This is a genomic window from Microbacterium sp. ZW T2_14, from assembly GCF_044987405.1.
Classification (GTDB): Bacteria; Actinomycetota; Actinomycetes; order Actinomycetales; family Microbacteriaceae; genus Microbacterium.
The window spans coordinates 14,434-26,054 of the sequence record NZ_JBJDRK010000036.1; the positions used below are offsets into that span (position 1 = coordinate 14,434).

At 71.2% G+C, this 11,621-nt stretch carries 11 protein-coding genes; 8 read left to right on the plus strand and 3 right to left on the minus strand.

The window, feature by feature from the left end; all coding sequences use genetic code 11:
• Positions 1–88: 88 nt before the first annotated feature.
• Together ACI3KY_RS12970 and ACI3KY_RS12975 are read right to left on the minus strand one after the other, a co-directional pair.
• Positions 89–1,729, minus strand: coding sequence for a SulP family inorganic anion transporter (locus ACI3KY_RS12970; protein WP_404930583.1), 1,641 nt, complete (start codon positions 1,727–1,729; stop codon positions 89–91).
• A 53-nt stretch (positions 1,730–1,782) separates the two neighbouring features.
• Positions 1,783–2,145: an ArsR/SmtB family transcription factor gene (locus ACI3KY_RS12975; RefSeq protein ID WP_404930584.1), complete on the minus strand. Its 363-nt coding sequence runs from the start codon at positions 2,143–2,145 to the stop codon at positions 1,783–1,785.
• A 54-nt stretch (positions 2,146–2,199) separates the two neighbouring features.
• Between ACI3KY_RS12975 and ACI3KY_RS12980 the strand changes: the two genes are divergently transcribed.
• The 8 genes from ACI3KY_RS12980 to ACI3KY_RS13015 all read left to right on the plus strand — a co-directional run bounded on the left by ACI3KY_RS12980 (position 2,200) and on the right by ACI3KY_RS13015 (position 10,985).
• Positions 2,200–3,399, plus strand: a complete 1,200-nt coding sequence (locus ACI3KY_RS12980; RefSeq protein WP_404930585.1) for a ferrochelatase — start codon at positions 2,200–2,202, stop codon at positions 3,397–3,399.
• A gap of 83 nt (positions 3,400–3,482) precedes the next feature.
• Positions 3,483–4,025 carry a ribose-5-phosphate isomerase gene (locus ACI3KY_RS12985; RefSeq protein WP_404930586.1) on the plus strand — a complete coding sequence of 181 codons (543 nt, stop codon included), beginning with the start codon at positions 3,483–3,485 and terminating at the stop codon, positions 4,023–4,025.
• Positions 4,026–4,029: 4 nt separating this feature from the next.
• Positions 4,030–5,028, plus strand: a complete 999-nt coding sequence (locus ACI3KY_RS12990) for an Fpg/Nei family DNA glycosylase (RefSeq protein ID WP_404930587.1) — start codon at positions 4,030–4,032, stop codon at positions 5,026–5,028.
• 42 nt (positions 5,029–5,070) lie between these two features.
• Positions 5,071–5,712, plus strand: a complete 642-nt coding sequence (locus tag ACI3KY_RS12995) for an FMN-binding negative transcriptional regulator (RefSeq protein ID WP_404930588.1) — start codon at positions 5,071–5,073, stop codon at positions 5,710–5,712.
• A complete protein-coding gene (locus ACI3KY_RS13000) occupies positions 5,709–7,214 on the plus strand; it encodes an amidohydrolase family protein (protein ID WP_404930589.1) in 1,506 nt (501 codons plus the stop codon). The genes ACI3KY_RS12995 and ACI3KY_RS13000 overlap by 4 nt, the downstream gene beginning before the upstream one ends.
• A 90-nt stretch (positions 7,215–7,304) precedes the next feature.
• Complete coding sequence (locus tag ACI3KY_RS13005) at positions 7,305–8,909, plus strand: multicopper oxidase family protein (protein ID WP_404930590.1); 1,605 nt, start codon at positions 7,305–7,307, stop codon at positions 8,907–8,909.
• The gene (locus tag ACI3KY_RS13010) at positions 8,890–10,296 is read left to right on the plus strand and encodes a sensor histidine kinase (protein ID WP_404930591.1); all 1,407 of its coding nucleotides are present in this window, start codon (positions 8,890–8,892) and stop codon (positions 10,294–10,296) included. The genes ACI3KY_RS13005 and ACI3KY_RS13010 overlap by 20 nt, the downstream gene beginning before the upstream one ends.
• Positions 10,297–10,316: 20 nt before the next feature.
• Positions 10,317–10,985, plus strand: a complete 669-nt coding sequence (locus ACI3KY_RS13015) for a response regulator transcription factor (RefSeq protein ID WP_404930592.1) — start codon at positions 10,317–10,319, stop codon at positions 10,983–10,985.
• 48 nt (positions 10,986–11,033) lie between these two features.
• On the opposite strand, the gene ACI3KY_RS13020 is transcribed toward ACI3KY_RS13015, so the two are convergent.
• Positions 11,034–11,516, minus strand: a complete 483-nt coding sequence (locus ACI3KY_RS13020) for a Dps family protein (protein ID WP_404930593.1) — start codon at positions 11,514–11,516, stop codon at positions 11,034–11,036.
• Positions 11,517–11,621: the final 105 nt, after the last annotated feature.

Here is an 11,621-nt window from a genome sequence, read left to right on the forward strand (position 1 = left end):
GACGGATGATCTCGATAAGCCCGTTGCGCGGACACTCGATCCGGCGGCCGTCATCAGCGCTGCTGGCACCGATGACAACCGCTCCAGCCTACGCGGTGAGTCCCTGCGATTCTCGACGGACGTGGCTCCGCGCGTGCTCGACGGCGGCGGGGAGGGTGTCGAACAGGTGCTGGTGATGCCGGAGGGAGTCGAGCACTCCGACGGTTCGGAACAGCTCCTCGTGCCCGGGCTGAACGCCCTTGATGAGCACCGTCACTCCGCGCCGCTCGAGCGATTGCACGATCTCGCTGAGGATGCGCGCGCCGGACGCGTCGACCAGCTCGATCTGCGACATCCGCAGGATCACGACCGACACCGCCGTGATGCGCATCACCGTGTCGAACACCCGGTCGGCCGCGGTGAAGAACAGCGGGCCGTCGATCCGCACGATGGCGATCCGCTCGTCGCCCGGCTCGGGCCGGCCGGTGAGCGCTTCGCGGTGGACCCCGGTCGCGCGCGAGAAGCTGCGCAGAGCGAAGACGCCGGCGACGACGACGCCGATCACGACCGCGACGATGAGGTCGAACGACACCGTGATCACTGCAGTGACGACGAACGCGGCGGCGTCGGACCGCGTCGAACGCAGGATCGAGCGCCCCGTCCGCGCGTGAACCATCCGCACCGCCGTGACCATGAGCACCCCGGCGAGGCCCGCGAGCGGGATGGCGCCGACCGGCCCCGCTGCGACCATCACGACGGCGACGAGCACCAGCGCGTGCACCATGGATGCGAGCCGGGTGCGTCCGCCGGAGCGCACATTGACGGCGGTGCGCGCGATGGCCCCCGTCGCCGGCATCCCGCCGAGCAGCCCGGATCCGATCGACGCGATGCCCTGTCCGACGAGCTCCCGATCGGGGTCGTACGGCCCGGTGTCGGCCAACGACGCGGCGACCCGTGCCGAGAGCAGTGACTCGAGGGCGGCGAGTGCCGCCACGGTGAGCGCCGGGGCGGCGAGCTCGCCGAGCGTGGCCGGATCGAGCGCGGGAAGAACCGGCAGAGGCAGTGAAGACGGCAGCGCGCCGATCGTCGCCAGCGGCGTGACCAGCACGGCCGCGAGCACGGTGACGACGACGATGCCGATCAGCGATCCGGGCAGCGCGGCGTGGATGCGCGGCGCGAGCAGCATGCATGCCGCCACGATCGCGGCGGCGGCGGCCGCCCACGGCACGTAATCCCAGTCGGCGTTCGCGATCGCCTGGACGGCGGCCACGACGGCGTTCGCGCTGTGTTCGGCGGCGCCCGGCGTGGTCGGCGACACGATGAGGGGGATCTGCTGCAGGAAGATGATGACGGCGATACCGAGCGTGAAGCCCTCGATGACGGGCCAGGGGACGAACGACACGGCGCGTCCCAGTCGCAGTGCTCCGGCAACGAGCACCACGATTCCGGCCATCACGCTGAGGGCTGCGACGGCCCCGGCGCCCTGAGAGGCGACGATCGGCAGCAGCACCACGACCATCGCTCCGGTCGGCCCCGACACCTGCACGTTCGACCCTCCGAACACCGCTGCCAGCAGACCGGCCACGATCGCGGTGACCAGCCCGGCTTCGGCGCTGAGTCCGGAGCTGACGCCGAAGCCGAGGGCGAGCGGGAGAGCCACGATGCCGACCGTCACGCCGGCGAGGAGGTCGCCTCGCCAGGTGCGTCGGAGCAGACGGTAGTCGCCGAGCGAGGGCAGCAGCTCTCGCATCGACCGCAGCAGACGAGTTGCACGAGGTGCTCGCGCTGCGCCATCGCTGGCACTCATCGCGAGGGCAGGGCGGGAAGGGAGCCTGCGCCGGCGAGCAGGTCCCTGTCTCCCGCGAGCATCCCGATCAGCAGCGCACGCGCGACGGCGAGCAGCTCTGCGACGCGTGGGTCGGCCAGCCGGTAGAAGACGTGACTCGCGCGCCGCTCGGACGCCACCAGCCGGTGCCGTCGCAGCACCGCGAGATGCTGCGACAGGTGGGATGCCTCGAGACCGGTCTCCGTCTGCAGCTCTGCGACGCTCACCTCGTCCGCGGCGGCGAGCAGTTCGAGGATGCGGATCCGGAGCGGGTGCGAGAGTCCCTTGAACAGCCCGGCCTTGACCTCGTAGAGCGGACGCTCACTCTGTGTTAGCGGCATGATGAAGTCATCATATCGCGGAGGTGCTGGAGTGAGCGGTGTCAGGATGGAGGGGTGACCTCTCCCGAGCAGCACGTCGTCCCGTTCGCATCGCCCGCCGCCGCCTCCGGGGCTCCTTACGTGGAGCAGCCCGTCGCCTATGACGGCCTCCTGCTCGCCGGCTTCGGGGGTCCGGAGGGCCAGGACGACGTCATCCCGTTCCTCCGCAATGTCACGCGCGGGCGCGGCATCCCCGACGAGCGCCTGGAAGAGGTCGCCCACCACTACCGGCACTTCGGCGGCGTGAGTCCGATCAATGCGCAGAACCGTGCGCTGAAGGCCGCGCTGGAGGCGGAGCTCGCCGCCCGAGGCATCGACCTGCCCGTGTACTGGGGCAACCGCAACTGGGCGCCCTACCTCGATGAGGCGGTGACGGATGCCGCGGCCGCCGGCGACACCAGGCTCCTGGGTCTCGCCACCAGCGCCTACTCCTCGTTCTCGAGCTGCCGGCAGTACCGCGAGGACTTCGCACGCGTGCTGACCGAGACCGGGCTGGAGGGGACGGTCACGATCGACAAGGTGCGCCAGTTCTTCGACCACCCCGGCTTCGTGCAGCCTTTCGTCGACGGCGTGCGCGATGCGGTGGGCGGATTCCTGGCCGACGGCATCGCCCCGGAGGCCGTGCGCGTCCTGTTCTCGACCCACAGCATTCCGACGGCGGATGCCGAGCGGTCGGGCCCGCGCGACGGCGACGAGCATCACCGGGACCTCGGTGAGGGCGGAGCCTACGCGGCGCAGCATCTCGCGGTCGCCGAGGTGGTCATGGCGGCGGTCGCGGCGGAGATCGCGGGCGCCGAAGGCATCGGGTGGGACCTCGTGTACCAGTCGCGTTCGGGCCCGCCGAGCCAGCCGTGGCTCGAGCCCGACGTCAACGACGTGATCGCGGAGCTTCCGGCAGCCGGCGTGCAGGCCGTCGCGATCGTGCCGCTCGGCTTCATGAGCGACCACATGGAGGTCCTCTGGGACCTCGACACCGAGGCGATGGATGCCGCAGCCGAGGTCGGGATCCGTTCCGTGCGCACGCCGACCCCGGGTGTCGACCCGGTGTTCGTCGCAGGGCTGGTCGACCTCGTCCAGGAGCGGCTCAGCGGCACGCCCGCCGCTGACCGCCCGCATGCGACCGACCTCGGGCCGTGGTTCGACGTGTGCCGCCCGGCCTGCTGCGAGAACGTGCGGGCGGGCTTCAAACCGGCTGCCGCGGGCGTCGCGCCCTGAGCCCCGGGAGGCTTCGCAGCACCGCCCGGCACCGACGTGCCGGCATCCGTCTCCGTCCCCATCTGCCTGCCTAGGATTGAGCCATGCGCATCCACATCGCGACCGACCACGCCGGCCTCGAGTTCTCGACGCAGCTGCAGCACCATCTCGCGGCGGCCGGTCACGAAATCGTCGACCACGGCCCCCTCGAGTACGACCCGCTCGACGACTACCCTGCCTTCTGCATCCGTGCCGCCGAGGCCGTCGTGCGCGACCAGGCCGCGGGCATCGAGACGCTCGGCATCGTGTTCGGCGGGTCCGGCAACGGTGAGCAGATCGCCGCGAACAAGGTCGTCGGCGTCCGTGCAGCGTTGGCGTGGAGCATCGCCACCGCTGAGCTCGCGCGTGAGCACAACGATGCGAACGTCATCGCGATCGGCGCACGCCAGCACACCTTCGAAGAGGCGACGACGTTCATCGACCACTTCATCGCGACCCCGTTCTCGGGCGAGGAGCGGCACGCGCGACGCATCGCGCAGCTGGCAGCGTACGAGCAGGACGGCACGCTCCAGCCCGACCCGCGCGCCGCCCAGCAGCCCGACGTCCTGGCCGCCGACGACAGTTCGTTCGACCCCGAAGCCGGCTGACCCGATGCCCGAGGGCCATTCCGTCCATCGCATCGCCCGCCAGTTCGACCGCAACATCGTCGGCCGCGCCGTCGTGGCCTCGAGTCCTCAGGGCCGCTTCGTCGAAGGCGCCGCCGTCATCAGCGGCCGCACCGCCACGATGGTGCGCGCCGTCGGCAAGCAGATGTTCCTCGAGTTCGACGACGATCTGTGGCTGCGGGTGCACCTGGGCATGTACGGGGCCTGGGACTTCGCGGGTGAGATCCTCGTCGACCCCACGATCGCCTCGGCGAACGGCCGCATGGGGCAGACCAACCAGCGCGGCACCGAGCTGGGCGAGACGATCCTCGACAGCGCGGGGGAGAACTCGCTCACTTCGATCGGCGCACCGCGGCGATCCCGGGTTCACGTGCGCATGTCGGAGCAGACCACCGGTCTCTCGGACGACGGGGACGAGTGGCCGCCCCCGGTGGTCGGGCAGGTGCGCTTGAGGCTGCTGACCGATCTGACGTGCGCCGATCTGCGCGGCCCGACCGCCTGCGAGCTGCAGAGCGCCGACGAGGTGGCCGCGACGATCGCGAAGCTCGGCCCCGACCCTCTCGTCGACGACGTCGCGGAGGGCGAGGAGCGGTTCGTCTCGGTCGTGCGTCGCAAGCCGACGTCCATCGGCCTGCTGCTGATGGACCAGAGCGTCGTCAGTGGCATCGGCAACGTGTATCGCGCCGAGCTGCTGTTCCGGGCACGCCAGAACCCGCACACGGCGGGACGGGATGTGCCCGAGGAGGTCGTGCGCGGCATCTGGCGCGATTGGGTGCGGCTCCTCGCGATCGGCGTCGAGACCGGCCAGATGATGACGATGGACGACCTCGACCCCGATGCCTACCGCAGGGCGATGGCGAGCCGCGACGACCGGCACTGGGTCTATCACCGGGCGGGGCTGCCGTGCCGTGTGTGCGGCACGGCGATCCTGGTCGAGGAGGCCGCCACCCGCAAGCTCTACTGGTGCCCCTCCTGTCAGGCGTGACGCCGCGGCTCAGGGCCGGGCGGCGCGAATAGGCTGGGATCCATGCGCCAGAACCCGAGCTTCGTCCTGTCCGATGTCGGCGAGATCCGCCGCCTCATCGAACAGAATCCGTGGGTGACGCTGGTCAGCTCCACGGATGCCGGGCTCGTCGCCTCCCACTACGCGGTGCTCCTCGATGCCGAGCGTGACGACCTCACGATCGTGGGCCACGTCGGCAAGCCCGACGACCTCATCCATCAGCTGGGCGAGCGCGAGCTGCTCGTCGTCGTGCAGGGGCCTCACGGGTACGTCTCACCCGGCTGGTACGGCGACGTGCAGAGCGTGCCCACCTGGAACTTCATCTCGGCGCATCTCACGGGCATCCCGGAGCTGCTCACGCCTGAGGAGAACCTCGAGGTGCTCGAGCGCCTCGTGACCCGCTTCGAGAGCGGCATGCCGCAGCCGCGCATGATGTGGGAACCGCCCAACGACCCGGAGTTCGTGCGTCGACTCGAGAAGGGGACGGCCGGATTCCGCCTCACACCGACCCGGGTCGTCGGCAAGCGCAAGCTCAGCCAGAACAAGCCCGACGAGGTCGTAGAGACGGTGATCCTCGAGCTCGAGGCGGGTGCGAGCCCCTACGCCGATCCGCGACTGCCGGCAGAGATGCGGCGGGACCTGGAGACCCGGAAGGCGGCTCGGTGACGCTCGCCCGCGGTGACGCCCCCGACGTGATCGCGAACGCGCGGCTGACGGGATCCCCGCGCACCGACCCGTTCGGATCCGAGCCGGTCGACGTCCACCTGGCCGAGGGAGTCGTCGTCGACATCGCACCCGCCGGGGCGCTCCCGCGCAGCGGTCGCGTGCTGGACGCCGCCGGCGGTCACGTCATCCCGGGACTCTGGGACCACCACGTTCACACCGTGCAGTGGGCGCTCAGCGCGCAGCGGGTCGCTCTCGGCCAGGCCGAGTCTGCCGCGCACGCGGCCGCGCTCATGTCGGCGGCAGAACCGACGGCCGATGGCCGCCGGGTCGGCGGCGGATATCGCGATGCGTTCTGGGCCGACGTACCGGACCTCGCCGTCCTCGATGCCGCGACAGGCGAGGTGCCGACGTACCTCATCAACGCGGACGTCCACAGCGTCTGGCTCAACAGCGCGGCACTCCATCGCGAGGGCTTCGCGCCGGACGGCATCGGCGTGCTCCGCGAGGAGCCGGCGTTCGAGATCTCGCGGCGGCTCAACGCCGTCGACGCGTCGGTGTCGGACCCGCTCGTCGGACGCATGTCGCAGGATGCCGCGGTCCGCGGTGTGGTGGGGCTCGTCGATCTCGACATGGCGTGGAACGAGGACGCCTGGGTGCGCCGCCTCGCAGACGGTTTCGACGCGCTCCGGGTCGTGTTCGGGATCTACCCCGAGTACCTCGACCGCGCCGTGTCGGAGGGACTGCAGACCGGCGATGTCGCCCGAGGCGCGGCATCCGACCTGGTCCGTGTCGGCCCCCTCAAGGTCATCACGGACGGCTCGCTGGGTACCCGCACGGCAGCCACGTCCCAGCCGTATCCGGGTGATCCCCACAACCACGGGATGCTGACGGTCGACCTCGCCACGCTGGTCGATCTGATGACACGGGCGACGGCGGCCGGGATCGCGTCCGCCATCCACGCGATCGGCGACGTCGCGAACTCTCACGCGCTCGACGCGTTCGCCGCGACCGGCGCATGGGGCACCATCGAGCACGCGCAGCTCGTCGCGCACGCCGACATCCCGCGCTTCGCGCGTCTGGGCGTGGGAGCGAGCGTGCAGCCCGAGCACGCGCTGGACGATCGCGACCTCACCGACAGGGTCTGGGCCGGCCAGACCGCGCAGCCCTATCCGCTGCGCGCTCTCGCCGACACCGGGGCGAACCTGCTGTTCGGGTCGGACGCGCCGGTGGCACCGCTCGACCCGTGGGCGACGATGGCGGCGGCGGTGTTCCGCACGCGCGGCGGGCGCGACCCTTGGCAGCCCGATCAGCGAGTAGACGCCGCGACCGCGCTCTCGGCATCGACCCGCGGCGGGTCGGCGACGCCGGCCCGCATCGAGCCGGGCGACGTCGCGGACCTCGCGATCTGCGAGCGCGATCCGCTCACCGCCGACGAGACGGAGCTCCGCCGCATGCGCGTCGGCGCGACGCTCGTGGGCGGGCGCCTGACCCACCTGGCGTAAAGCCCTCCCCGCGGTGCGGGGGTCTTCCCCCGTACCGGTTCGGGAGGGGGTCGGATGCCGCGGCGACGGCGTCGTGGCGAGGCTGGAGGCATGACCTTCCCCCCGTCCGCGCAGCGAGCTCCGCAGCCGCCGTCCCCGCCCACCATCGGGCCGCCCACCATGGTGCCTCCGCCCGCCGCACCACGCCGGCGCCGCCGCCGGCTCATCATCGTCCTCGTCGCGATCCCGCTCGCCGTGCTCGCCCTGCTCGTCGCGGCCGGCGGCATCTGGTTCGCGACCAACGCGGTGCGCAAGGCGCCGCCGGCCGCAGGGACGATCGATTTCCACGCGCCGCTCGCCGTCCCGCCCCTGGCGCCGTCGCGCGTCGAGAACGGGGTCCGCATCTTCGAACTGACCGCCCAGGAGGGGCGGACGTCGTTCGTCGCACAGGGCGACACGCCGACCCTCGGGTACGACGGCACCTACCTCGGCCCCACGCTCGTCGCCGAGCGCGGTGAGCAGGTGCGCGTCGACGTGACCAACGGCCTCGCGGATCCCACGACCGTGCACTGGCACGGCATGCACCTGCCTGCCGCCATGGACGGCGGTCCTTCCTCGCCGATCGCCGCGGGCGGCACATGGCAGCCCGAGTGGACGATCGACCAGCCGGCCTCGACCCTCTGGTACCACCCCCACCTGCACGGCCGCACGCGCGAACAGGTCGACGCGGGGCTCGCGGGCATGTTCCTGGTGCAGGACGACGAGGAGTCGGCTCTGGCCTTGCCGCGCGAGTACGGGGTCGACGACCTCCCGGTCATCGTGCAGGACCGCTCCTTCAACTCCGACGGGTCGTTCGCCGGCGGCCTCGGCATGCAGTTCGATGGAGTGCTGGGCGACACGATCCTGGTCAACGGCACGGTGGCGCCCTACCTCGATGTCAGCACGGAGCGGGTGCGCCTGCGCCTCCTGAACGGCTCGAGCGCGCGCATGTACGACTTCGCGTTCGCCGATGGCCGCGAGTTCGCCCTCGTCGGCACCGACGGCGGGCTGCTCGAGGCGCCGGTCATGGCCACCGACATCCCGCTGTCGCCCGGAGAGCGCGCCGAGATCGTCGTCTCCGTCAAGCCGGGGGAGCGCACGGTGCTTCGCTCGCTGGCGCCCGACCCGGCGCTCAACGCGGGCTCGGCCGCCTTCGACGTCATGGAGCTGCGGGCCGCGGCACCCCTGGCGACCTCACCGGAGGTGCCGTCACGGCTCGCGGACGTGCCGGCGGCAGATGCGAGCGGCGCCGCAGCCGAGCGCGACTTCGTGATGTCGGGCCACAACATCAACGACCGGCAGATGGACCTCGGCCGCGTCGACGTCGTCGCCACCGTCGACACCAGCGAGGTGTGGACGGTGCGCAACGCGAATCCGCTGCCGCATTCGTTCCACGTGCACGACACGCAGTTCCGGATCCTCAGCGTCGACGGCGCCCCGCCGCCGGCTCGGCTGGCCGGCTACAAAGACACGATCGCGCTCGAGCGCGACCGCGAGTACCGACTGCTGGTGAGGTTCGACGACTACGCCGATCCCACCACTCCGTACATGTATCACTGCCACCTCCTGTGGCACGAGGACCAGGGCATGATGGGACAGTTCCTGGTCGTCGAACCGGGCCAGCAGCCCGATCTGAAGCGTCCCGAGGGAGACACCGATGACCGTCACGACCACTGAGCCGGCCCCGCTGCAGCCGGACGCGTCCAGACCCGCCACCGGGTTCTGGGCCTCGTACGGGCGGGCCTGGATCCGCACGCCGGGCAGCGCCCTCTACCTCCTGGCGGTCTTCGTCCTCGCGATCATCTCGATCAGCGTGCTCGCCCCGCTGTTCTGGACGAGCGTCGGTCTGCTGGTCATCCTCATCGGGCTGCCGCTGGGGGTGCTCACCCTGCTCATCGCGAGAGGGTTCGGTGTGGCCGACCGGTTCCTGCTGCTGCTCACCGGTCTCCCCGAGATCGAGGAGCCGGAGTGGAACCGCGACAGGTCCGACAGCACCGGCTTCTGGATGACGCTCACGCGACCCATCCGCAACGCGCACTACTGGCTCTACCTGGTGCACGGCATGATCGTGAGCCCCCTCATCAGCACGATTTCGTTCGCACTGACGACGGTGTGGCTGAGCGTCGGGCTCGGCGGACTGACCTACTGGTTCTGGGGATCGTTCCTGCCGCGGGGGGGCAGCGACGGGCGCGACGGCGAGTGGGGCCGTTTCGTCGGCGACTACCTGCCGTGGCTGTTCGGCGGCTGGTCGAGCTGGTCCGTGGAGGTCACGCTGTACCTGGTCGCCGGCATCCTCTTCACGGCCACCATGCCGTGGGTGCTGGGCGGACTGGCCCGCGGTCATCACGCCGTCGCGAGGGGCATGCTGGGGCGTTGGCACTCCGATGAGCTGGCCGCGGAGGTCCGTGCCGAGGCGGCAGCACGCGGTGCCGCGGTGCACGCCGAGGATGTGGCGCTGCGCCGCCTCGAGCGTGACATCCACGACGGACCTCAGCAGCGCCTCGTGCGCCTGCAGATGGACCTGGCCGCGCTCGAGCGTCGAGCCGAGGCCGGAGACGCGGATGCCGCGGCCGAGCTCGCCCGCGAGGCGCGGGGCCACGCGAAGGCGGCGCTCGACGAGTTGCGCGCCCTGTCGAGCGGGGTCGCGCCGCCCCTGCTGCAGGACCGCGGCCTCGCCGCCGCGCTCGACGCGCTGGCGGCCGGCTCGCCGTTGTGGGCGCAGGTGGAGATCGATCCCGCGATCGACCGCGCCGTGAGCCAGGAGGTCGCCCGGACGGTGTACTTCGTCGTCGCCGAGCTGATGACCAACGCCGTCAAGCACTCGGGCGCCACCGCAGCGACGGTGCGCGCCGCGCTCCGCCGCAGCACCGCCGGCGCTCCGCCCACGCACCTGGACGTCTGGGTCGTCGACAACGGCCGGGGCGGCGCCGTCATCACGACCGGGCACGGCCTCGAGGGGCTGCGCGAGCGCGTCGCCGGTCTGCGCGGCATCCTGGTCATCACGAGCCCCGTCGGCGGGCCCACCTCCGTCGGAGCACACATCCCGCTGGCGGTCGCATCGTGACCACTGCCTATCCTGAGGGGATGGCCGAATCGCACGACTCCGCCGGGCTCCGCGTCGTCCTCTTCGAGGACTCGCTCCTGCTGCGCGAGGGCCTCGTCCGGCTGTTCGACGAGGCCGGTTATACGACCGCCGGCGCGTGGGGCGATGCACAGGACGTCGTGGCCCGGGTTCGCGACGCGCAGGCCGACGTCGCGATCCTCGATGTGCGCCTGCCGCCGGGCTTCCGCGACGAGGGCATCCGTGCCGCCCTCGCGGTGCGCGCAGCGCTGCCCCACGTCGGCATCCTCGTGCTGAGCCAGTACGTCGAAGGCGTGTACGCCCGCGAGCTGCTCGCGGGCGGTGAGGGCGGCATCGGCTACCTGCTGAAGGACCGCGTCACATCCCTCGACGAGTTCACGGATGCCGTGCGCCGCGTCCGTGAGCGCGGCACGGTCCTCGACCCGCTCGTCGTGGAGGGCCTGCTCTCCGCCCGGCCGGACCCGCTGGCCACGCTCACCCCGCGTGAGCGGGACGTCCTCACGCTCATGGCCGAAGGCCGGAGCAACGCCAGCATCGCCGAGCGGCTGTTCATCGGTGTGGGCGCGGTCGAGAAGAACATCAGCGCGATCTTCGCGAAGCTCGGGCTGGAGGAGTCCGGCACCGAGCATCGGCGGGTGCTCGCGGTCCTCGCCTTCCTGCAGCATCCGTGAAACGACGAACACCCCCGGATCTCCGGGGGTGTTCGTCTGGCGGTCAGCTCACTCGGCGAGATGCGCGAAGAGGAACCAGCGGTCCTTCTCGAGCGACTCCTTGATGTTGATCGCGATGTCCTGGCTCGTCAGGTCGAACTCGTCGAGTCCGTCGATGGCGGCCTGGACGTCCGCGATGACGGTGTCCATGTCGGTGATCACGTTGCGGATCAGCGCGTCCCACTGCGTGAATCCGGCGGGAACGGCCGTCGCGGTCTTCTGCGCCACGGTGCTGACACGCGCGTCGACGGGCAGGCCCAGTGCGACGATGCGCTCCGCGGCCTTGTCGGCGCCGTCCTGCGCGTGCACGACCACTGAGTCGAGGAGCTCGTGGATCGCGATGAAGTTGGCGCCGCGCACGTTCCAGTGCGCCTGCTTCCCGTTCACGGCCAGGGCCTGCAGGCCCAGGACGACGGGGGTGAGGAACTGCGCCGTCGCGGCGGCGACGTCGGGGTTCGCTGCGGTTGCGGGGGTGGTCTGGGTGTTCGTCATATCTCCGGCCTCCATCGTGCGGAGGATCGCTCAGATCGGCGGTCGTCCTCCAGTGAGTGCAACGCTACTCAGCAGGGGTCATTCCGCAAGCAAGAGAAGGCTGGG

Bases quoted from the DNA above. Each gene is read 5' to 3' on its own strand.
- ACI3KY_RS12970 (WP_404930583.1), bottom strand. From the start codon at position 1,729: ATGCGAGAGCTGCTGCCCTCGCTCGGCGACTACCGTCTGCTCCGACGC.
- ACI3KY_RS12975 (WP_404930584.1), bottom strand. From the start codon at position 2,145: ATGCCGCTAACACAGAGTGAGCGTCCGCTCTACGAGGTCAAGGCCGGG.
- ACI3KY_RS12985 (WP_404930586.1), top strand. From the start codon at position 3,483: ATGCGCATCCACATCGCGACCGACCACGCCGGCCTCGAGTTCTCGACG.
- ACI3KY_RS12990 (WP_404930587.1), top strand. From the start codon at position 4,030: ATGCCCGAGGGCCATTCCGTCCATCGCATCGCCCGCCAGTTCGACCGC.
- ACI3KY_RS12995 (WP_404930588.1), top strand. From the start codon at position 5,071: ATGCGCCAGAACCCGAGCTTCGTCCTGTCCGATGTCGGCGAGATCCGC.
- ACI3KY_RS13005 (WP_404930590.1), top strand. From the start codon at position 7,305: ATGACCTTCCCCCCGTCCGCGCAGCGAGCTCCGCAGCCGCCGTCCCCG.
- ACI3KY_RS13010 (WP_404930591.1), top strand. From the start codon at position 8,890: ATGACCGTCACGACCACTGAGCCGGCCCCGCTGCAGCCGGACGCGTCC.
- ACI3KY_RS13015 (WP_404930592.1), top strand. From the start codon at position 10,317: ATGGCCGAATCGCACGACTCCGCCGGGCTCCGCGTCGTCCTCTTCGAG.
- ACI3KY_RS13020 (WP_404930593.1), bottom strand. From the start codon at position 11,516: ATGACGAACACCCAGACCACCCCCGCAACCGCAGCGAACCCCGACGTC.